The organism is Rhodoplanes elegans (assembly GCF_016653355.1).
Lineage (GTDB): Bacteria > Pseudomonadota > Alphaproteobacteria > Rhizobiales > Xanthobacteraceae > Rhodoplanes > Rhodoplanes elegans.
This window is the reverse complement of sequence record NZ_NHSK01000047.1, coordinates 16,559-37,021: the sequence shown is the minus strand read 5'-3', so window position 1 is coordinate 37,021 and position 20,463 is coordinate 16,559. Positions and strand designations below refer to the sequence as shown.

Here is a 20,463-nt window from a genome sequence, read left to right as displayed (position 1 = left end):
ACTGGACCGGGCGCGGGGCCGGCGCCCGCGCCGACATCCGCCGGAGCACCGCCGGCCCCGCGCCCGGTCCAGTGAGGCCGCGCACCGTCGCGCTTCGTCGACCGCGCGCCGGGCCCGCTCACGGCGGATCACGGCGCGTCCGTTGGTCCGCGCGGCGGCTTCGGCTGCGGTCGGCCTGCCCGGCCGACCCTCTCTCACAGGAGTAAGCGCTCGTAGCCGCGGAAGAGTAAGTAATGGTGTCAATCGTCAGCGCGTCGAAATACCGCATAGATGCTCACATCGATACTGCTCTTGCCGTTTTGTCGGTGCCCTCGATTGGTTTTCACAAATCGCCCCGAGTTTTTCCGACCGGGCAGCAAGATCAGACAAGTCCCAGAGACCGACGGTTCGAGACGCCCACGTTTGCAGCGACGTGGCGCTTCGAAACGACGAGACGATCGTGGCGGCGTCGTCCCGATCGAGGTGTAGCGAACGTCCTGCCGTGCTTCACGGCAGTCCAACGGAGGGTATCTCGATGGCTGACAAGAGCCTCTCCGGCCTGACCGAGGCCGAGGCGAAGGAATTCCACGCCCAGTTCACCACCACGTTCCAGGCCTTCATGGCGATCTGCGTCCTCGCCCACATCCTGGTGTGGGTCTGGAAGCCCTGGTACTGAGCGCGAATTTAGGGGGATAGAACGATGTCGAACCCGCAAGACGACTACAAGATCTGGCTGGTCCTCAATCCGTCGACCTGGCTGCCCGTGATCTGGATCGCCGCCCTCGTGGTCGCCATGCTGATCCACGCGCTCGTGCTGACGCACCCGCGCTACAGCCATCTGTCGATCGCCGAGAAGACCTACGCCGCCAAGAAGTGACGTGACGGCGGCGTCCGGCGTGCCGCGCGGCGCGCCGGGACGCTGCCTCGTCCCTCCGGTCCCGACGCCCGCGTCGGGACATCGGGCCGGGACCACGCGCTTCGATCGGTGCCATTCGATCGGCAAAGGGACCGTTCGCGAAAAGGCTTCGGCCTGCCGCGAGCGGTCCTTTCGCTTTTTGAGGGGATGCGTTTGAAGCCTGGTGCCGCGTCGCTCGGACGCTGGACCGGTGTTCCCGAGCCTCGTGTCCCGGGCGCGGCGCAACGCGCCGCGAACCGGGACCCAGGGGCGAGGGCGTGAGGTCGTTCCGGTCCGCGCGTCGTGCCGCGCGTCGTGCCGCCCTGGGCCCCGGCTCTGCGGCGCATCAGGCCTACGGCCTGCCGCGCCTTGTCCGGGGCACGCGTCCGAGAACCGGGCGACTTCAGCGGAAGCCCGCGCCGTCGGCGCCTCGGCGCGCCCGCGCGCCTCAATGCGCCCGCATCGAGAGCTTGCCGCCGCGGACCTCCCAGCTCTCCAGCCGGTCCAGGAAGCTCATGCCGAGCAGGCTGACCTTGAGCTGGCCGGGCGGGGCGATCAGGGCCGGCACCGAGCGCTCGACGATGCCGCCGACCGTGATGCGGTCGAGCGTCACGGCGGCGGCCTGGGCGCGGCCGTTCGCGGTGTCGACATTGACGTTGTACTTGACGAAGTCGAGCGGCAGGCCGGCCGCCTTGGCGGCCTCGTGGGTCAGCACCACGGCGCTGGCGCCCGAATCGAGCACCATCGGCACGCTGGCGCCGTTGACCTTGGTGACGATCTTGAAGTCGCCGGCCTGGCCGCGGGCGACCTCGACGACGTTGCCACGGGTCGCGGCACGGCCCGGCACCAGCTCGGCCATCATCCGCTCGCCGGCGTCGCGCAGGTCGTGGCGGTAGGTGTAGCCGGCGACGAGGAGGAGCGCGATCAAGGCCCAGATCAGCGCCCACTGAACGGCCTGCGCGAAGCGGTCGCGGAACAGCGTCAGCACGGCGCCGCTGATCATCGCGAGGAAGCCCAGCTTGACGATCAGCGAGGCGATGTCGCCGTCGGACAAGCCGGCGGTGCCGGGGCGCTGCGCCAGAAGCAGCGCGAGTCCGGCGATCGCGGCCAGAAGCAGGAGCCACACGGCGGAACGGCGCATCGTCAACACGTCCAGACACCTCGATTCGCCCCGGACGGGCCTCCGGACCTTAGTCCGGGCCGCCGGGAAAACAACCGCGGCCGCCCCCGTCGCGGGTGCGGCATGTCGTCGAAAGTCCGACCTCGGCCCGCGCGCTCAGCTCTCCAGGCTGAACTTGCGCAGGCGCTGGCGCAGCGACACCGGCCCTTCGGGGCCGGTCGGCATCGGCGGCGGCGTGTCGGAGGGGACGACCGGACCCTGCTCGGGGATCGGCTCCAGCGCCGTCATCACCCGTTCGGGCGGGAACGTCACCACCACCTCGGTTCCTTCGCGCAGCTTGGAGCGCAGCGTGAAGGTGCCGCCGTGCAGGTCGATGATGCTTTTCACGATGGGCAGGCCGAGGCCCGCCCCTTGCTCGGCCGACTTGATGGCGTTCGACCCCTGGCCGAACGAGTCGAGCACGATCGGGATCTCGTCCTCGGCGATGCCCGAGCCGTTGTCGCGCACGCTGAGATACTGGCCCCCGGCATGCGTCCAGCCGACCTTGAGCCACACCTCGCCGCCCTGCGGCGTGAACTTGATGGCGTTGGAGAGGAGGTTGAGGCAGACCTGCCGGACCGCCCGCTCGTCCGCCCACAGCTTCGGCATGTCGGGCTCGAAGCTCTCGTGGATGGTGATGCCGCGGCTCCGCGCCCGCATCTTCAGCAGGTGGTGGCACTCCTCGACCGTCTGCATCAGGCCGACCAGCTCCTCGTTGAGCTCGTAGCGGCCCGCCTCGATGCGGGAGAGGTCGAGAATCTCGTTGATCAGGCCGAGCAGGTGGACGCCCGAATTGTGGATGTCATTCGAGTAGTCCTTGTAGACGGCGACCGTGTGGGGCCCGAAGATCTCGTTCTTCATCACCTCGGAGAAGCCGAGAATCGCATTGAGCGGCGTTCGCAGCTCGTGGCTCATCTGGGCGAGGAAGCGCGACTTGGCGATGTTGGCGCCCTCGGCGCGGCGCCGCGCCTCGTCGGACTTCGCCTTCGCCTGCTCGAGTTCGCCGATCAGCGCGTCCTTCTCGGCCCGCGCCTCGAGCGTCGCGAGATTCGACGAGTAGATGCGGAACGACAGGAGCGCGAAGTAGATCTGGGCCGTCACCGCCATGGCGGCGAGGATCCAGCCCTGCACCGTGCCGGCGAGCACGAAGTTGAGCGCCACCGCGGCCGTCACCGGCGTCGTCGTGGCGAGCACGGCGACCGGCAGGCTCGACGCCAGCATGCTGGCGATGGCGACCACCAGCAGCATGACGAACAGGTTGAAGGTCGCGGCGCTCTCGTGCGTGCCGACCGGATGGGTGAGCTGGAACATCCAGGCGAGCCCGAAGAACAGGTCGAGCAGGATGAACCGCAGCCGCCATGCCCGGCCGTTGCCGGCATTCGCAGGCTCGGCGAGAAACGCCCGGCATTTCAGGACGATGACGACGTGGATCGACAGCATCGCGGCGGTCCACACGCCGGCCGCCAGCGGATCGCCCCATACGCCCGCCAGGAAGCCGATCGAGACGATCAGCATCACGATGACGAGGGAGCCCGACAGCCGGTTCTGGGCGAACTGGCGCAGGAGCTCGGTGTCGAAGGCCGGCCGCGTCCCGGTCGTCGAGGTCAGCCGGTCGCGGGCCTCGCGCACGCGCTGCGCCGCCATGCGGCGACGTGCGGCCTCGGTCCGGTCGGCCGTAGACGGAGCAGGCGGATCGGCGAGTTCGAGGGACATGCGGACTGCTGTGCTCGGCTTTCGTCCCGACAGTCGGGCAAAATCCTTAAATTCAGGCTTAGGGCGGCGTTAGGCGCGATGGCGAAAACGCGGTGGAGTCCGGGACTTGCCGCGAAAAAGCCGGGCCGGGGCGGAATTTTTTGCCGCTCTCCGCGGCACATGGTTAACGATTGGTAGCGCGCCACGGCGTTTTCGTTCGACGCCGTGAACGGTTCGCCGCGCCGCTCACGCAAACGCGAACGGGCGCCGCCGCGGCGACGCCCGTCCCGAATCGATCCGAAGGGGGCGGGGGCGCGGTCAGCGCTCGAGCCGGGCGATCAGGCTCGACGTGTCCCAGCGACGGCCGCCCATCTCCTGGACGTCGGCATAGAACTGGTCGACCAGCGCCGTGACCGGCAGCTTGGACCCGTTGCGGCGCGCCTCGGCCAGCACGATGTCGAGGTCCTTGCGCATCCAGTCGACCGCGAAGCCGAAGTCGAACTCGCCCGCCACCATGGTCTTGTAGCGGTTCTCCATCTGCCAGGACTGGGCGGCGCCCTTGGAGATCGTCGAGATCAGCTTCTCGGTGTCGAGCCCGGCCTTCTTGGCGAAGTGCAGCGCCTCGGCGAGGCCCTGGACGACGCCGGCGATGCAGATCTGGTTGCACATTTTTGCCAGTTGTCCGGCGCCGGCCTCGCCCATCAGGGTGCAGGCGCGGGCGTAGGCCGCGATCACCGGCTCGGCGCGGGCGTAGGCGTCGGCTGCGCCGCCGCACATCACCGTGAGGACCCCGTTCTCGGCGCCGGCCTGGCCGCCCGAGACGGGCGCGTCGATCGTCGCGAAGCCGGCGGCGGCCGCAGCCCCGGCGAGCTCGCGCGCCACCTCGGCCGAGGCCGTGGTGTGGTCGACGAACACGGTGCCCTTGCCCATCGCCTGGAAGGCGCCGTCCGGCCCGAGCGTCACCTGGCGCAGGTCGTCGTCGTTGCCGACGCAGGCCATGACGAAGTCCTGGCCCGCCGCCGCCTCGCGCGGGGTGGCGGCGGCGCGGCCGCCGTGCTGCGACACCCAGCGGGCCGCCTTGTCGGCCGAGCGGTTGTAGACCGTGACCGCGTGGCCGCCCTTTTTCGCGAGGTGGCCGGCCATCGGGTATCCCATCACGCCGAGGCCCAGAAAGGCGACTTTCGCCATGGTGTTGTCCTTTGGGTTGCGCGGCCCTCAGGCCGATCGGGGGTCCTGCCGGGGGTTCTGCCGGAGGTGCGGCCCGCCGTCTTGCGGCCGACATCGGGGCTGGCTATGTGCCGGCATCGGCCGTGCCGTCAACCCGCCTCCTCGCGCGGAGATGGGGCCGGGGGCCGAAACGCGAGAAAGGACGGGGCCGGCATGGCGTGGGTCTATCTGCTGCTCGCGGGGGTGTGCGAGATCGGCTGGCCGATCGGCCTCAAGCTCGGCTGGACCGAGCAGGGCATCCGCTGGCTGTGGGTCGGCTTCGCGGTGCTGTGCCTGACGGCCAGCGGCATCCTGCTGTTCTACGCCCAGCGCGACATCCCGATGGGCACGGCCTATGCGGTGTGGACCGGCATCGGTGCGGTCGGCGCCTTCCTGGTCGGGGTGTGGTTCTTCGGCGACGCGGGCACGATGGTCCGTTTCGTCTCGGCCGGCCTGATCGTGCTCGGCATCGTCGGGCTGAAGATGGGCTGACCTTTCGCCGGTCGACGCCGGACCCGGCGTCATTCCGGGGCGGCGCGCAACGCCGAACCCGGAATCCAGCCCGAAATGTCGCGTGCCGTCGCTGGATTCCGGGTTCGCGCCTTCGGCGCGCCCCGGAATGACCAATCATCGAGGTCTTCGACGCGGCGCAAGCCCGCGAATTTGCCGCCGTTGACCGGCGGCCGGCCGCCCCTATGTTCTCCGGACCAATGGACCCCGGCGCGCCGCGCCGGGCAGGGGAGACCAGCATGGCGCCGACCAGGGACGACGTTCTCGCGAGCCTCGCACGGGTGAAGACCCCGAGCGGCCTGCCGCTCACCGAGTCGGGCACCCTGTCCGAGATCGTCGTCGGCGACGGCAAGGTGTTCTTCTCGCTCACGGTCGATGCCTCCACGGTGAAGGCCTGGGACCCGGTGCGGGCCGCCGCCGAGGCGGCCGTGAAGGCGATTCCGGGCGTCACCTCGGCCATGGTGGCGCTCACGGCGGAGCGCGCCGGCGGCGGTGCCGGCGGGGGCGCTGCGCGTCCGGCCGCGGCGCCGGCCGGTGGTGGTCACGCCCATGGTGGTCACGGGCATGCTCACGGCGGCGGCGGCGGGGCGCCGCAGCAGCCGGCCGTGCCGGGCGTGTCGTCGATCATCGCGGTCGCCTCCGGCAAGGGCGGGGTGGGCAAGTCGACCACCTCGGTCAATCTGGCGCTCGGGCTTCAGGCGATCGGCCTGCGCGTCGGGCTTCTGGACGCCGACATCTACGGCCCCTCGGTGCCGCGCCTGCTCGGGCTCTCCGGCAAGCCGCAGATGGGCCCCGGCAACAAGCTGATCCCGCTGAAGGGTTACGGGCTCGAGGTGATGTCGATCGGCTTCCTGGTCGAGGAAGAGACGCCGATGATCTGGCGCGGCCCGATGGTGATGTCGGCGCTGACCCAGATGCTGCGCGAGGTCGACTGGGGCACGCTCGACGTGCTGGTCGTCGACATGCCGCCCGGCACCGGCGACGCCCAGCTCACCATGGCCCAGCAGGTGCCGCTCCGCGGCGCCGTGATCGTCTCGACCCCGCAGGACCTCGCGCTGATCGACGCGCGGCGCGGCATCGCCATGTTCCGCCGCGTCGACGTGCCGGTGCTCGGCATCGTCGAGAACATGAGCTACTTCCTCTGCCCGAAATGCGGCGAGCGCTCCGACATCTTCGGCCACGGCGGCGCCCGCGACGAGGCCGCCCGCCTCGGCGTGCCGTTCTTGGGCGAGGTGCCGCTCCACATGGCGATCCGCGAAAACTCCGACGCCGGCCGCCCCGTCGTCGCGACCGATGCGGACGGGCCGCACGCGGTGATCTATCGCGACATCGCGACGAAAGTGCGTGATCAGCTCGCCGGGGCGGGGGGACGCAGCGCGCCGCGGATCGTCATCGAGGCGTAACGCCAAAGGCGGTTTTCCAAGATCGCCTGCGCCGTCAGGGCCGGGCTCGTCCCGGCCATCCACGTTTCTGTTGCCGAGGGACATTCAAGACGTGGATGCCCGGCACAAGGCCGGGCATGACGAGTCAGAATCGACGACCGTTAAGAAGATCGACGTCTTTGCGGCTCCGGCTGTGCCTTTCATCGAGCGATCGGAGAATGCGCGATGAAATCCATTGACGTGCGTGACGCCGCCAATTCGCTGTCGTCGCTCATCGACGCCGCCGAGCGCGGCGAGCCGACGACCATCACGCGTGACGGCAAGCCGGCCGCCGTGCTGGTGCCGGTGAAGGAGGCGCAGAAGCTCTATTCCGACACCGACAAGGATTTCCTGTCCTTTCTCCTCACGTTTCCCGGTCGACTTGAGATGAAGAGGGATGGACGTTAACGCGCGATGGTTGGCGAACCTTTCTGGGACCTTTGTCGTGCGGGGTGGACATCCCCCTGATTCCAGGCTTAGTTGCGCATCTTGCGTCCGCGAAAAGCTTGATCGGCCCACACGGAGATTGCCGTGCCTGGAAAAGTCATTGCTGTTGCCAACATGAAGGGCGGGGTGGGGAAGACCGCCACAGTCGTCGCTCTGGCCGAAGCGCTCGCGGCGATGGGGCGAAGCGTTCTCGTCATCGACGCCGACGCGCAGTCGAATGCTTCGATCTGCATCGCTGGAAACGACAAGCTGCTTAAGCTGATCGAGGATGGGCGAACGCTGGACGGCTTTCTCGACGATTTTTTGCTGGGCGGGCGTTTGGTCAAGTTCCGAGACTGCATCGAAGACCAGGCCGGCGACGTCATGCAGGGCGGAAAGCCGCTGAATGTGTCGTTGCTCCCCGCCAGCGCGCAACTCCGGTTGCTCGAGCGCGACATCATTTTCAAGCTGACACAGCAAAACTTCGGTCTCAATGCAATTGTCCGACGAGTGTTCGACATCCTGAAGACTGAACTCGGTCGTCCTGAAGCGAAGTTCGATTATGTCGTCATCGACTGTGCACCTGGCATCTCGGCGTTCACCGAGGCGGGCATTCGGCTGGCCGATCTCGTGATCGTGCCGACCATTCCGGATTTCTTGTCCACTTATGGCTTGGCATCGTTCTGCAAGCACCTGTGGACGGGCGGGGAGCAACCCGGGAAGAACGCCATTCCTGCTCCGAAACGTCTGCCTCACGTTCTTGTCACCCGCCAACGGCCGATCAAAGAGCATCATCGGACGATGGAGAAGATCATGAACGAAGGGGCGGTTTCGGATCCCGTCTTCAAGCCGCTCGACACGATCATCAAGGAAGCCGCAGCCGTCGCCGAGGCCCTGGGCAAGACCGGCACCAATCCCACCTTCACGAACAAATGGGGTAACATGGTCCCGGTGCTCGATAAGCTCGCCAAGGAAGTCGAGGAGGTGGTTCATGGCGCTTGAGATCGACGGTTTCGAGGTCTTTCGGAGCATCGGCTCGCACCGCGCCGCCTTCGAGGCGATCGCGCCCGACGTCGTGAAGGCGGCGCGGACACTCGTGGTCAAGCTGATCAAGGACAAGAAGACCGAGCTTGCCGCGGTTCGCGCGATCCACTCCGCGCTCGGGGCGGAAGCATTCGGGCTCGTCACGGACGGCATGTCGGACGCCGAGATCAAGTCGCTCGGCAGCAAGCTCGACAAACACAACCCGGTCTTCAAGGAAACCGACCCCGCGGCGCAGCGCCGGCTGGTGCTCGCTCTTGCCGGAGGCATGGCCGAGCCGGCGGAAAAGTCCAAGGCCGCGCCGAAAGCACCCAAGGTGACAAAGTCCAAGAAGGTGGCCGATCCGAAGTCGCTGGAGCGAATCTCGTTCAGCTCGGCCGGTGCGACCCGGAAGCGATAGGCCCGCGAGACTTGCCCCGGCGCGATCCCGCGAAGACATCCCCACGTCGCGTTTTCCTCACGGGACCGTGATCCCACGGGCCCCGGGGTCCACAGGGCCGGCGGTGGCATCGTCCGGGCCTTGCCCCCCGCCGACTCCCGGTCTACTCCTGCCCCGACACAGCGAACGGGACGGTGACATGTCGAAGCAGGCGATGCGCGAGGAGACCGAGCGCCTGGTGCGGGAGGCGATCGAGCGTCGCGGCCTCACCATCAAGCAGGGCGACACCCGCATCGATGCGGTGTGCGGCAAGTGCGGGGCCACCAACAAGGTGACGGCCCCCAAGGGCGAGAACCGCGTGCGCTACACCTGCAAGGACTGCGGCCACGCCCAGGCGACGCTGTAGGCGTGAAGCTGTCGTCGGCGTGACTCCGCGAGCGGGCGCCGGAAGCGTCGCGCGCTCCGGTCCGATAATCCCGTCCGGAGATGCACGACGGACGTCGGTCGTTCCGGGGCCGGCCGAAGGCCGGAGCCCGGGACCCACGCCCGGTCTGTCGTGACCCACAGAGGCAGGGGATATGGATTCCGGGCTCGCCGCTACGCGGCGCCTCGGAATGACCGAGCCCTCTACTCCGCCCCTTCCTTCGATCCGAGCCCGTATTCCTGCAGCTTGTAGAGCAGCGCACGGCGGCTGATGCCGAGCGCGATGGCGGTGCGGGCGCGGTTGCCACCATTGTGGGCGAGCGCGGCGCGGATCACCTTGGTCTCGAACTCGGCCACCAGCTCGCGCAACGGGCGGCCGATCTCGACACCGTCGAGCTCGTCGACGCTCTCGACGCCGGCCGCGGCGAGCGGACTGCGCTCGGCCCGCACGCTGTCGGGCAGATCCTCGGGCAGGATCATGCTCGACGTGCTCATCACCACGGCGCGCTCGACCGCGTTGGCGAGCTCGCGCACATTGCCGGGCCACGGATAGGCGACCATGCAGTCCATCGCGACGGGATCGAAGCCGCGGATGACGACGTCGTTCTGCGCCGCGAAACGCTCGAGGTAATGCCCGGCGAGCAGCCGGATGTCCTCGGGGCGCTCGCGCAGCGGGATGGTCTTCAGCGTGACGACGTTGAGGCGGAAGAACAGGTCCTGCCGGAACGTGCCGGCCTTCACCATGCTCTCCAGGTCGCGGTTGGTGGCGGCGACGATGCGCACGTCGGTCTTCATCGGCGCGGCGCCGCCGACCCGCTCGAACTCGCGCTCCTGCAGCACGCGCAGCAGCTTCACCTGCAGGCCGGTCGAGATCTCCCCGATCTCGTCGAGGAACAGCGTGCCGTGCTCGGCCTGCTCGAAGCGGCCGCGACGGCGCCCGACCGCGCCCGTGAAGGCGCCCTTCTCGTGGCCGAAGAACTCGCTCTCCAGGAGGCCTTCGGGGATCGCGGCGCAGTTCACCTTGACGAACGGTCCGGTGGCGCGCGGCGAGCCGTAATGCACGGCGGCGGCGACCAGCTCCTTGCCGGTGCCGCTCTCGCCCTGGATCAGCACCGTGGCGTTGGAGCGCGCCACCTTGGCGACGGTCGCGCGCAGCTCCATCATGCGCGGATTGTCGGTGAGGATGCCTTCGGCGCCGTAGCGCTCCGACAGCTCGCGCCGCAGCGACACGATGTCGGCCCGCATGGTGCGGATCTCGAGCGCGCGCCGTACCAGGACGCGGATCTCCTCGATGTCGAACGGCTTGATCACGTAGTCGAAGGCGCCGTCGCGCATCGCCTTCACGGCGGTGCCGACCTCGGCGAAGGCCGTCATCAGGATCACGGCGGCGCCGCGATCGACCGCGAGGATCGCCTTCATGGCGTCCAGCCCGTTCATCCGTGGCATGCGGATGTCCATCAGCACCACGTCGGCGTGGCGGCGGCGGAACGCCTCGGTCGCCTCCATCCCGTCGGCCGCCTCGGCGACCGCGCAGCCCTCCTTGGTCAGCACGGCGGCCAGCATGCGGCGGATCGCCTCGTCGTCGTCGACGATCAGGACGGCGGGGGCGGGGACGCTCATGACACGGGCTCGACTTGCTGGTGCGGCTGGTCGCGGTGGACGATCGGCAGCCTGATCTCGACCACGGTGCCCTTGCCGGGCGTGCTGTCGAACGTGATCACGCCGTCATGCGCGTCGACAATGCGGTGGACCATGGCGAGGCCCAGCCCGGTGCCGGACGGCTTGGTCGAGAAGAACGGATCGAACACCTTGTCGAGATTCTCGGGCGCGACGCCGACGCCGTCGTCCTTCACGACGATGGCGACGCGATCGTCCTCGGTCCGGGTCGACACCGTCACGGTGCCGCCGTCCGGGATCGCCTGGATGGCGTTGATGATCAGGTTGAGCAGCGCCTGCTTGAGTGCCTCGCCGTCCGCCTCGATGGTCGGGAAGCTGCCGTCGCAGTCGAGCGCGATGCAGGCCTCGGACTTGCCGCGCGCCAGAAACGTCATCTCCTTGATCAGCTGGGCGACGTCGACCTTGCCGATGCGCGGCGGCTGCGGCCGCCCGAAGGCGAGCAGCTCGCCGACCAGATGGTTGAGGCTGTCGACCTGGCGGATGATCAGCGGGCCGTAGGCGCGCCACTCCTCCAGGCTCTCGCACTCGTCGAGATACTGGATGAAGCCGCGGATCGAGGTGAGCGGGTTTCTCACCTCGTGGGCGATACCGGCGGTCAGCTCGCCGAGCGCGGCGAGGCGGTCGGCGCGCATCACCTGGATCATCAGGCGCTCGCGCTCGCTCACGTCCTTCAGCACCACGACGGCGCCGATCCGCTGGCCGTCGCGGTCGCGCAGCACGCTCGACGTCGCGTTGATGCGCAGCGTCTGGTCGGCGCGCGGCAGGTCGATGGTGACGGCCGTGTGCCCGCGGCCGGTCTCCAGCGTGTCGAGCAGCGCGCTGTCGATCGTAGCGTCGTCGGGAAACAGGCTCCTGTACGGCTTGCCGATCACGGCGCCGGCCTGCACGCCGTAGAGCTGCTCGGCCGCCGGGTTGACGGCGGTGACGCGGCCGTCGAGATCGACCGAGACGATGGCGTCGGCGACGCTCGCCAGAATGTTCTCGTTGAGCGAGCGGGCGTCGTCGAGCGCCTTGGCCATGCCGTTGATCGCCTCGACGATCTCGCCGAGCTCGTCGCGCAGCGGCGGAATCGGGCGGCGCAGGTCGCGCTTCATCGCCGCGAGCCCGTGCACGATCACGCCGACCTCGCGCGACAGCCGGCGCGACATCACGCTGATGATGCCGAACGCGACGACGAGCCCGATCGCGCTGGCGAAGATCACGGCGGCGTCGATGGCGCTCGCCTGCGCCTCGATGGCGTCGGAGAACTCGTTCGACCAGATGTAGCCGACCGTCTCGTCGTTCCGCACGATCGGCAGCATGGCGTTGAGGATCGGCCCGCGCACCAGCGTGCCCATCTCGGCGCGCGGCCGCCCGATCTTCATCACGTCGCGACCCGGATGATTCGGCGGGATCGACAGGCCGACCGTGTCGGCGTGGTCGCGGCTCGGGCCGTAGGTGACGATGGCGTCGAGCCGGCGCGAGTAGTAGCCGACGCCGACACCGGGGGCCGCGTCGGCGACCCGGTCGGTGATGCCGGCGAGCTTGCTGTTGAGATGGCGGATCGCCGCGGCGCGGTCGTCCCAGCCGGTCGGCAGATCGGCGAGCAGCGCGTCGTAGCCGCCGCGGCCGAGCTCGAAGTCGAGCACGCGGGCGAGCGCGAAGAGCTTGTCCTCCTTCTCGCTGCGGAGCGCCTGACGGCCCTCGCGCTCGAGCGTCAGCCCGACGATGGCGATCGGCAAGGCGACGACGAGAAGCGACGTGATCATCAGGCGGGCGCGCAGCGTCCGCACCGGAATCAGACGGCGGAGATCGAGAAGACGCAACGGAACGCCTCGGGGGTCGGCGCCGCGCGGCGCCGTGGACGATCGCGATCTTATTGCGCCGCGCGCGCGCCGCGGCAAGTCGTGATGTTTCGGATGCGCTTTTCCGCGCGACGTCGCGTTCGGGACGTGCGCCCGCGACGCAATGCGGAGAACTACGCAGCGCCGAAATCGGCACTGCGCAAGGGGTTGCGCAGCCGCGCACAGATCTGCGCGGCCGCAGGCCCCCGCTGTTGCGCTGCAGCAATCGAGAAAGTCCCTGCGAATTCGGCACATCTCGACATGGCACGGCGCTTGCGGAACGGATCGTGTGTTCGCATCCGGCGCCCGCCGACGCGCTCGCGCGGCGGTGATCCGCCGGTCCGGTTCGAACTCCAAGGAAAGGGATTCGTCATGTCCAAGGTCACCGCCCTCGAGGAGGCGGTCGCGAAAATTCCCGACGGCGCGACGCTGATGATCGGCGGCTTCATGGGAGTCGGCTCGCCGCACCGTCTGATCGACGAGCTGGTGCGCCAGGGCCGCAAGGATCTCACCATCATCGCCAACGACACGGCGCGTCCCGGCGTCGACATCGGCAAGCTGATTCGGGCCGGCGCCGTGAAGCGGCTGGTTGCCTCGCACATCGGCCTCAACCCCGAGACCCAGAAGCAGATGATCGACGGCCAGATCGAGGTCGAGCTGGTGCCGCAGGGCACGCTCGCCGAGCGCATCCGGGCCGGTGGCGCCGGGCTCGGCGGCGTCCTCACCGCGACGGGCGTCGGCACCACGGTCGCCGAGGGCAAGCAGACCATCGAGGTGAAGGGCAAGACCTTCCTGGTCGAGGAGCCGCTGCGCGCCGACTTCGCGTTGATCAGCGCCTGGCGGGCCGACTACTACGGCAACCTCTCCTACGAGCTGACCGCGCGCAACTTCAATCCGGTCATGGCGCTCGCCGCCGACACCGTGATCGCCGAGGCCGGCGAGATCGTGCCGGTCGGCCTGATCCCGCCCGATCAGGTCGAGACCGTCAGCGTCATCGTCGATCACCTCGTCGCCCGGAGCCACTGACATGGACGAGAAGACCATCATCGCCAAGCGCGTCGCCCAGGAGCTGAAGAACGGCAACCTGGTCAATCTCGGCATCGGCCTGCCGACGCTGGTGACCAAGTATCTGCCCGACGGCGTCCAGGTGTTCTTCCAGTCGGAGAACGGCGTCATCGGCATGCAGCCGCTGCCCGAGCCGGGCGTCGCCGCCGAGGCGCTCACCGACGCCGGCGGCACCCCGACCAGCATCATCCCGGGCGCCGGCGCGTTCGACAGCGTCACCTCGTTCTGCCTGATCCGCGGCGGCCATCTCGACGTCACCGTGCTGGGCGGCCTGCAGGTCGACGAGGCCGGGCAGCTCGCCAACTGGATGGTGCCCGGCAAGATGGTGCCCGGCATGGGCGGCGCCATGGATCTCGTCTCCGGCGCCAAGCGCGTCATCGTGGCGATGACCCACACGGCCAAGGGGGCGCCGAAGATCCTCAAGAAGTGCAACCTGCCGCTCACCTCGGTGCGCCGGGTCGACCTGATCGTCACCGAGCTCGCCGTGATCCAGCCGACCGACGAGGGCCTGGTGCTGCTCGAGGTCGCCGACGGCGTGACCGTGGAGGAGGTCGTCGCCGCCACCGAGGCCCGGCTGATCGTGCCGGCCACGGTTCCCACCATGCAACTCGCTGCCTGACCCCCATCCTGACATCGATTGGGAGACGCACATGACAATGCAAGCGACCGGCGGCATGGCGCCCGCCGCGCCGAGCGGCGAGAAGCAGGGCCTGTTCGCCCGCATCGCCCTCGGCTTCACCGGCTGGGCCGAGAAGTGGTTCCCGGATTCCTTCATCTTCGCCGCGGTGGCGCTGGTGATCGTGGCGGCCGCCGCGATGGCCAACGGCGCCGGCCCGATGGCGGTGTCCAAGCAGTTCGGCGTCGGCTTCTGGAGCATCATCCCGTTCACGATGCAGATGGCCTTCGTCGCCATCACGGGCTACGTCGTCGCCAGCTCCCCGCCGGCGGCGCGTCTGATCGAGAAGCTCGCCGCCGTTCCGACCACGGGCCGCGGCGCCGTCGGCTTCGTCGCGCTGATCTCGATCCTCGCCTCGATGCTGAACTGGGGCCTCAGCCTGGTGTTCGGCAGCCTGTTGGTGAAGGCGCTGGCCGGCCGCAAGGAGCTGCGGATGGACTATCGCGCCGCCGCAGCGGCCGCCTATCTCGGCCTCGGCGCCACCTGGGCGCTCGGCCTGTCGTCGTCGGCTGCGCAGCTTCACGCCAACCCGACGTCGCTGCCGCCGGCCCTGTTCAAGATGGTCGGCGTCATCCCGTTCACCGAGACGATCTTCCTGTGGCAGTCGATCGCGATGTTCGTGATCCTTCTGTTCATCTCGGTGGCGATCGCCTGGGCCTCGGCGCCGGTCGGCAGCAAGGCCGTGACCGCGCAGGACATGAAGATCGACGTCGATCTGAAGACCGCGGCGCTGCCGCCGCGCGAGCGTCCCGGCGAATGGCTCGAGTACAGCCCGCTGCTCACCGTCATCATCATCGCGCTCAGCCTCGGCTGGATGATCGACGAGTTCACCTCGAAGTCGTGGATCACCGCGATCTCCGGCCTCAACACCTACAACCTCGTGTTCCTGATGCTCGGCTTCGTGCTGCATTGGCGGCCGCGGGCGTTCCTCAACGCCGTCGCCAAGGCGGTGCCGACCACCACGGGCGTTCTGATCCAGTTCCCGATCTACGGCTCGATCACCGCCATCATGGTGTCGGCCAAGGGCTTCGGCGGGCTGTCGCTGTCGGACCAGATCGCGCACTTCTTCGTGGCGATCTCCACCCACGACACCTTTCCGGTGGTGATGGGCCTCTACTCGGCCATCCTCGGCCTGTTCATCCCGTCGGGCGGCGGCAAGTGGCTGCTCGAGGCGCCCTATGTGATGCAGGCGGCCATCGAGCTGAAGGTGCATCTGGGCTGGACCGTCAACGTCTACAACGCCGCCGAGGCGTTGCCGAACCTGATCAACCCGTTCTGGATGCTGCCGCTGCTCGGCATCCTCTCGCTCAAGGCGCGTGACATCGTCGGCTACACGTTCCTGCAGCTCGTCCTGCACATGCCGGTCGTGCTGTTCATGCTGTGGTTCTTCGCCCTGACGCTGGAGTATCGTCCGCCCTTCTTCCCATGACGGACCGGCGTTTCGGCGCCGACGCCCGGGCGGAGAACGCCCGGGCGTCTTCTTGGAAGACGACCCCCGCGAAGACCACAGAAGCGACCCCCGAAGACGACTCCCGAAAAGACCACGAAGAAGACCACAAGGAATGACAGCCATGACTGACGTCGTGATCGTGTCCGCCACCCGGACCCCGATCGGATCGTTCAACGGCACCCTCAGCCCGCTCTCCGCCGCCGAGCTGGGCCAGATCGTCATCGAGGACGCGCTGCGCCGCGCGTCCGTCGCCCCCGGCGAGGTCGACGAGGTGGTGTTCGGCCAGGTGCTCACCGCCGGTCAGGGCCAGAACCCGGCCCGGCAGGCCGCCATCAAGGCCGGCATCCCGGCCGACAAGACCGCGCTGACCATCAACCAGGTGTGCGGCTCGGGCCTGCGCACCGTCGCGCTCGCCGCCCAGGCGATCGCCCTCGGCGACGCCGCGATCATGATCGCGGGCGGGCAGGAGAGCATGACTCGCTCGCTGCACGCGACCTATCTGCGCGCCGGCATCAAGATGGGCCCGGCCGAGGTGCTGGACACGATGATCCGTGACGGCCTGTGGGACGCCTTCAACGGTTACCACATGGGCAACACGGCCGAGAACGTCGCGGCCAAGTGGTCGATCACCCGCGAGGAGCAGGATGCCTTCGCGGCCGCCTCGCAGAACAAGGCCGAGGCCGCCCAGAAGGCCGGCAGGTTCAAGGACGAGATCGTGCCGGTGACGATCAAGTCCAAGAAGGGCGACATCGTCATGTCGGCGGACGAGTATCCGCGCGCCGGCGCCACCGTGGAAGGCCTCGCCAAGCTGTCGCCGGCCTTCGTCAAGGGCGGCACCGTGACGGCCGGCAACGCCTCGGGCATCAACGACGGCGCCGCCGCCCTGGTGCTGATGAGCGCCAAGGATGCGGCGGCTCGCGGCCTGACGCCGCTCGGCCGCGTCGCCTCCTGGGCGACGGCCGGTTGCGATCCGGCCATCATGGGCATCGGCCCGGTGCCGGCGAGCCGCAAGGCGCTCGCCAAGGCCGGGTGGTCGGTCGCCGATCTCGACCTCGTCGAGGCCAACGAGGCGTTCGCGGCGCAGGCCTGCGCGGTCGGCCGTGAGCTCGGCTTCGATTCGGCGAAGCTCAACGTCAACGGCGGCGCCATCGCCCTCGGCCATCCGATCGGCGCCTCCGGAGCCCGCATCTTGGTGACGCTGCTGCACGAGATGGGCCGCCGCGGCGCCAAGAAGGGCCTCGCGACGCTGTGCATCGGTGGCGGCATGGGCGTCGCCATGTGCATCGAGCGCTGACCGGACGGCTGCGCACTCCGGGAGCGCATCGTCGCTCCCGGGGCACCGCGCGGCGCGCGACGCGGCCCGGGCGAGCTGCCGCCCGGGCCGCTTCCATTTTCGGGGCGGGGAGGGGAGAGCCCGCGACCGTCGCGGGCGGCCGACGGTGTGGTCGCCGACCCGGCGGGCCGCCCCCGCGGGCGCGCCTCGCGGGGACCGAGGTGCGGTGTCGCTCCGGCTTGCGCCGGCCCGCCCGTGTGATAGAGCGGAAACAATCGTTTCGCGGCGAGCCCCTTCGAGCCGCCGATTGTTTCGCCTCACGGTCCAGAGAGGAAACCCCAGGATGAAGAGACGTCAGTTCCTCGGCGCGCTCGCGGCCGGCTCCGCCGGCGCCGCCGCCGGCACGATCGCGTCGCCGGCCGTCGCCCAGTCGATGCCCGAGATCAAGTGGCGCATGACCTCGAGCTTCCCGAAGTCGCTCGACACGCTCTACGGGGCGGGCGAGCTGTTCGTGAAGCAGGTCGCCGAGATGACGGACGGCAAGTTCCAGATCCAGCACTTCGCGGCGGGCGAGATCGTCCCCGGCCTGCAGGCGCTCGACGCGACGTCCGGCGGCACGGTCGAGATGTGCCACTCGGTGTCCTACTATTACGTCGGCAAGGACCCGACCTTCGCGATCGCCGCGGCGGTGCCGTTCGGGCTCAACGCCCGCCAGCAGGCGGCCTGGCTGTTCCAGAACGGCGGCAACGAGAAGTTCAACGAGTTCTACAAGAAGTACAACATCTACGGCTTCCCGATCGGCAACACGGGCGCCCAGATGGGCGGTTTCTTCCGCAAGGAGATCAAGACCGCGGCCGACCTGCAGGGCCTGAAGATGCGGATCGGCGGCATCGCCGGGCAGGTGCTGCAGAAGGTCGGCGTGGTGCCGCAGCAGCTCGCCGGCCCGGACGTCTATCCGGCGCTGGAGAAGGGCACCATCGACGCCGCCGAGTGGGTCGGCCCCTACGACGACGAGAAGCTCGGCCTCGCCAAGGTGGCGCCTTACTATTACTACCCGGGCTTCTGGGAAGGCGGCCCGATGGTCCACGGTTATGTCAATCTCGACAAGTGGAACCAGCTGCCCAAGATCTATCAGGCGATCCTGCAGAACGCCGGCCACGCGGCGACCAACTATATGATCACCCGCTACGACGCGCTCAACCCGCAGGGGCTGCGCAAGATCCTGGCGTCCGGCGGCCAGCTGCGGCCGTTCTCCAACGACATCCTCGACGCCTGCTTCAAGGCGACCAACGAGCTGTGGGCCGAGATCGGCGCCAAGAACGAGACGTTCAAGACCATGATGGCCGACATGCAGGCCTTCCGGAACGACGAGTACTTCTGGTGGCAGGTCGCCGAGTACAACTACGACACCTACATGATCCGCGCCCGCACCCGCGGGTGAACGGGACGCGCATCCGTTCGATCGTGTCGTGACGACGAAGCCCCGGAGCGCCGCGCTCCGGGGCTTTTTTCATTCTGCTCGGATCGTCCGCGGAATGCCGGTGCCCTCTCCCCGCGCGCGGGGAGAGGGTGGCTCGCCGCGTAGCGGCGAGTCGGGTGAGGGGGCCTCTCCCAGGAGCCGAGACTCGCGGTGGCGCCCCCTCACCCGACGTCCGCGCTGAACGCGCGAACGTCGACCTCTCCCCGCGTGCGGGGAGAGGTGAAGACGAGGATGTTCTGCCCTATCTCAGGTCGAGCGCCGGTGGCGTCTCGGGCGGGGCGATCTGGATCTCGATGGTCTTGGGGTCGACGGTCGAGGCGGAGCCCTTGTAGTGCATCACAAGCTGCGGAAACAGGATCACCATGGCGACGCCGATCAGCTGAATGATCACGAACGGCACGGCGCCCCAGTAGATCTGGCCCGTGGTGATCGGTGCCGTCTCCAGCCCGGTGACGCGGTCCTTGTAGGGGAACTTCGGCGCCACCGAGCGCAGGAAGAACAGGGCGAAGCCGAACGGCGGATGCATGAACGACGTCTGCATGTTGACGGCGAGGATGACGCCGAACCAGACGAGGTCGATGCCGAGCTTGTCGGCGACCGGGGCGAGCAGCGGGATGATGATGAAGGCGAGCTCGAAGTAATCGAGGAAGAACGCCAGCACGAAGACGAGCAGGTTGACGAAGATCAGGAAGCCGATCTCGCCGCCGGGCAGCGAGGTGAGCAGATGCTCGACCCACAGATGACCGTTGACGCCGTAGAAGGTGAGCGAGAACACCCGGGCGCCGATCAGGATGAAGATCGCGAAGGCGGAGAGCTTGGCGGTCGCGTGCACGGCCTGGCGCACCAGGCCGATGTCGAGCCGACGCTTGATCAGCGCCAGGACCACGGCGCCGACCGCGCCCATCGCGCCGCCCTCGGTCGGGGTCGCGACGCCGATGAAGATGGTGCCGAGCACCAGGAAGATCAGCGCCAGCGGCGGCACCATCACGAAGACGACCTGGCGGGCGATCTTCGACAGGACGCGCAGCCCGAACAGCCTCGCGACCACCGTGTCGAGGATCGCGAACGCGAACGCGAACAGCATCGCGAAGAACATCGTCAGCACGACGAAGTCGGCGCCGCTGGTCTTGCTGCCGCGCATGACCGCATAGCCGAAGGCGGCGCTGGCCAGCGTCAGGAGCGACAGCGAGGTCATGCCGCGCCGGCCGTTCTCCTCGCGGAATCCGATCGCCTCGGGCGGCAGGCCGGGCGCCGCCTTCGGGAAGATCGTCGACACGACGAAGATGTAGAGTGCGTAGAGCCCCGCCAGCATCAGGCCGGGCAGGAAGGCGCCCTCGTACATGTCGCCGACCGAGCGGCCGAGCTGGTCGGCCATGATGATCAGCACGAGCGAGGGCGGGATGATCTGGGCGAGCGTGCCGGAGGCCGCGATGACGCCGGAGGCGACGCGGCGGTCGTAGCCGTAGCGCATCATGATGGGGAGCGAGATCAGCCCCATCGAGATCACCGAGGCGGCGACCACGCCGGTCGTCGCGGCGAGCAGCGCGCCGACGAACACGACGGCGTAGCCGAGCCCGCCGCGGATGCGGCCGAACAGCTGGCCGATGGTGTCGAGCAGATCCTCGGCCATGCCGGACCGCTCGAGGATCAGCCCCATGAAGGTGAAGAACGGGACGGCGAGCAGCGTCTCGTTGCTCATCACGCCGAGCACCCGCTCCGGCATCGCCTGCAGGAAGTTCGGGCCGAACAGGCCGAGCTCGATGCCGATCAGGCCGAACAGGAGGCCGTTGGCGGCGAGCGAGAAGGCGACCGGATAGCCGAGCAGCAGGAACACGACGAGGGCGCCGAACATGATCGGCGCCATGTTGTCGATCAGGAAAGCGGTCAT

Annotated in this window: 19 protein-coding genes; 13 read left to right on the top strand and 6 right to left on the bottom strand. The window is 68.6% G+C overall.

Features of this window, described 5'->3' with window-relative positions; all coding sequences use genetic code 11:
• The first annotated feature begins 514 nt into the window (after window positions 1–514).
• Window positions 515–655 (top strand): light-harvesting antenna LH1, beta subunit, encoded by a 141-nt coding sequence (gene pufB, locus CCR97_RS03725; RefSeq protein ID WP_111360782.1) that lies wholly within the window; start codon window positions 515–517, stop codon window positions 653–655.
• 24 nt (window positions 656–679) lie between these two features.
• A complete protein-coding gene (gene pufA / locus CCR97_RS03720) occupies window positions 680–856 on the top strand; it encodes a light-harvesting antenna LH1, alpha subunit (protein ID WP_201159309.1) in 177 nt (58 codons plus the stop codon).
• Window positions 857–1,322: 466 nt separating this feature from the next.
• Here the strand turns inward: pufA and CCR97_RS31545 are convergent, their stop codons facing one another.
• The 3 genes from CCR97_RS31545 to CCR97_RS03705 all read right to left on the bottom strand — a co-directional run bounded on the left by CCR97_RS31545 (window position 1,323) and on the right by CCR97_RS03705 (window position 4,913).
• On the bottom strand, window positions 1,323–2,015 hold the full coding sequence (locus tag CCR97_RS31545) for a TIGR02281 family clan AA aspartic protease (RefSeq protein ID WP_111359701.1): 693 nt from the start codon (window positions 2,013–2,015) through the stop codon (window positions 1,323–1,325).
• Window positions 2,016–2,150: 135 nt separating this feature from the next.
• Window positions 2,151–3,746, bottom strand: a complete 1,596-nt coding sequence (locus CCR97_RS03710; RefSeq protein WP_111359702.1) for a sensor histidine kinase — start codon at window positions 3,744–3,746, stop codon at window positions 2,151–2,153.
• A 297-nt stretch (window positions 3,747–4,043) separates the two neighbouring features.
• On the bottom strand, window positions 4,044–4,913 hold the full coding sequence (locus CCR97_RS03705; RefSeq protein WP_111359703.1) for an NAD(P)-dependent oxidoreductase: 870 nt from the start codon (window positions 4,911–4,913) through the stop codon (window positions 4,044–4,046).
• A 192-nt stretch (window positions 4,914–5,105) separates the two neighbouring features.
• On the opposite strand from CCR97_RS03705, the gene CCR97_RS03700 reads away from it, so the two are divergent.
• The 6 genes from CCR97_RS03700 to CCR97_RS03675 all read left to right on the top strand — a co-directional run bounded on the left by CCR97_RS03700 (window position 5,106) and on the right by CCR97_RS03675 (window position 9,114).
• Window positions 5,106–5,423, top strand: coding sequence for a DMT family transporter (locus CCR97_RS03700; protein ID WP_111359704.1), 318 nt, complete (start codon window positions 5,106–5,108; stop codon window positions 5,421–5,423).
• Between the two features lie 257 nt (window positions 5,424–5,680).
• Window positions 5,681–6,844, top strand: coding sequence for an Mrp/NBP35 family ATP-binding protein (locus CCR97_RS03695; RefSeq protein ID WP_111357870.1), 1,164 nt, complete (start codon window positions 5,681–5,683; stop codon window positions 6,842–6,844).
• 204 nt (window positions 6,845–7,048) lie between these two features.
• Window positions 7,049–7,270 carry a type II toxin-antitoxin system Phd/YefM family antitoxin gene (locus CCR97_RS03690; RefSeq protein ID WP_111357872.1) on the top strand — a complete coding sequence of 74 codons (222 nt, stop codon included), beginning with the start codon at window positions 7,049–7,051 and terminating at the stop codon, window positions 7,268–7,270.
• Window positions 7,271–7,393: 123 nt separating this feature from the next.
• On the top strand, window positions 7,394–8,290 hold the full coding sequence (locus CCR97_RS03685; protein WP_111357873.1) for a ParA family protein: 897 nt from the start codon (window positions 7,394–7,396) through the stop codon (window positions 8,288–8,290).
• Window positions 8,280–8,729, top strand: a complete 450-nt coding sequence (locus tag CCR97_RS03680) for a hypothetical protein (protein WP_111357874.1) — start codon at window positions 8,280–8,282, stop codon at window positions 8,727–8,729. Before CCR97_RS03685 ends, CCR97_RS03680 begins: the two co-directional genes overlap by 11 nt.
• Window positions 8,730–8,907: 178 nt before the next feature.
• A complete protein-coding gene (locus tag CCR97_RS03675; RefSeq protein ID WP_111357875.1) occupies window positions 8,908–9,114 on the top strand; it encodes a zinc ribbon domain-containing protein in 207 nt (68 codons plus the stop codon).
• Between the two features lie 221 nt (window positions 9,115–9,335).
• Here the strand turns inward: CCR97_RS03675 and atoC are convergent, their stop codons facing one another.
• Window positions 9,336–10,751, bottom strand: a complete 1,416-nt coding sequence (atoC, locus tag CCR97_RS03670; RefSeq protein ID WP_111357876.1) for an acetoacetate metabolism transcriptional regulator AtoC — start codon at window positions 10,749–10,751, stop codon at window positions 9,336–9,338.
• Entirely contained in the window at window positions 10,748–12,613 is a 1,866-nt protein-coding gene (atoS, locus tag CCR97_RS03665) for a two-component system sensor histidine kinase AtoS (RefSeq protein ID WP_111357877.1), read from the bottom strand. Before atoS ends, atoC begins: the two co-directional genes overlap by 4 nt.
• 390 nt (window positions 12,614–13,003) lie before the next feature.
• Here atoS and CCR97_RS03660 point away from each other — a divergent pair, with 390 nt between their 5' ends.
• The 5 genes from CCR97_RS03660 (at window position 13,004) to CCR97_RS03640 (ending at window position 18,536) form a co-directional block, all read left to right on the top strand.
• Window positions 13,004–13,657 carry a CoA transferase subunit A gene (locus CCR97_RS03660; protein ID WP_111357878.1) on the top strand — a complete coding sequence of 218 codons (654 nt, stop codon included), beginning with the start codon at window positions 13,004–13,006 and terminating at the stop codon, window positions 13,655–13,657.
• Window position 13,658: 1 nt separating this feature from the next.
• On the top strand, window positions 13,659–14,315 hold the full coding sequence (locus tag CCR97_RS03655; RefSeq protein ID WP_111357879.1) for a 3-oxoacid CoA-transferase subunit B: 657 nt from the start codon (window positions 13,659–13,661) through the stop codon (window positions 14,313–14,315).
• A gap of 31 nt (window positions 14,316–14,346) precedes the next feature.
• A complete protein-coding gene (locus CCR97_RS03650; protein ID WP_420826056.1) occupies window positions 14,347–15,801 on the top strand; it encodes a short-chain fatty acid transporter in 1,455 nt (484 codons plus the stop codon).
• Window positions 15,802–15,934: 133 nt separating this feature from the next.
• Window positions 15,935–17,116 carry an acetyl-CoA C-acetyltransferase gene (locus CCR97_RS03645; RefSeq protein ID WP_274611484.1) on the top strand — a complete coding sequence of 394 codons (1,182 nt, stop codon included), beginning with the start codon at window positions 15,935–15,937 and terminating at the stop codon, window positions 17,114–17,116.
• 322 nt (window positions 17,117–17,438) lie between these two features.
• Complete coding sequence (locus CCR97_RS03640) at window positions 17,439–18,536, top strand: TRAP transporter substrate-binding protein (protein ID WP_111360693.1); 1,098 nt, start codon at window positions 17,439–17,441, stop codon at window positions 18,534–18,536.
• A gap of 280 nt (window positions 18,537–18,816) precedes the next feature.
• Here CCR97_RS03640 and CCR97_RS03635 read toward each other — a convergent pair whose 3' ends face one another.
• On the bottom strand, window positions 18,817–20,463 hold the full coding sequence (locus tag CCR97_RS03635) for a TRAP transporter large permease (RefSeq protein WP_111358704.1): 1,647 nt from the start codon (window positions 20,461–20,463) through the stop codon (window positions 18,817–18,819).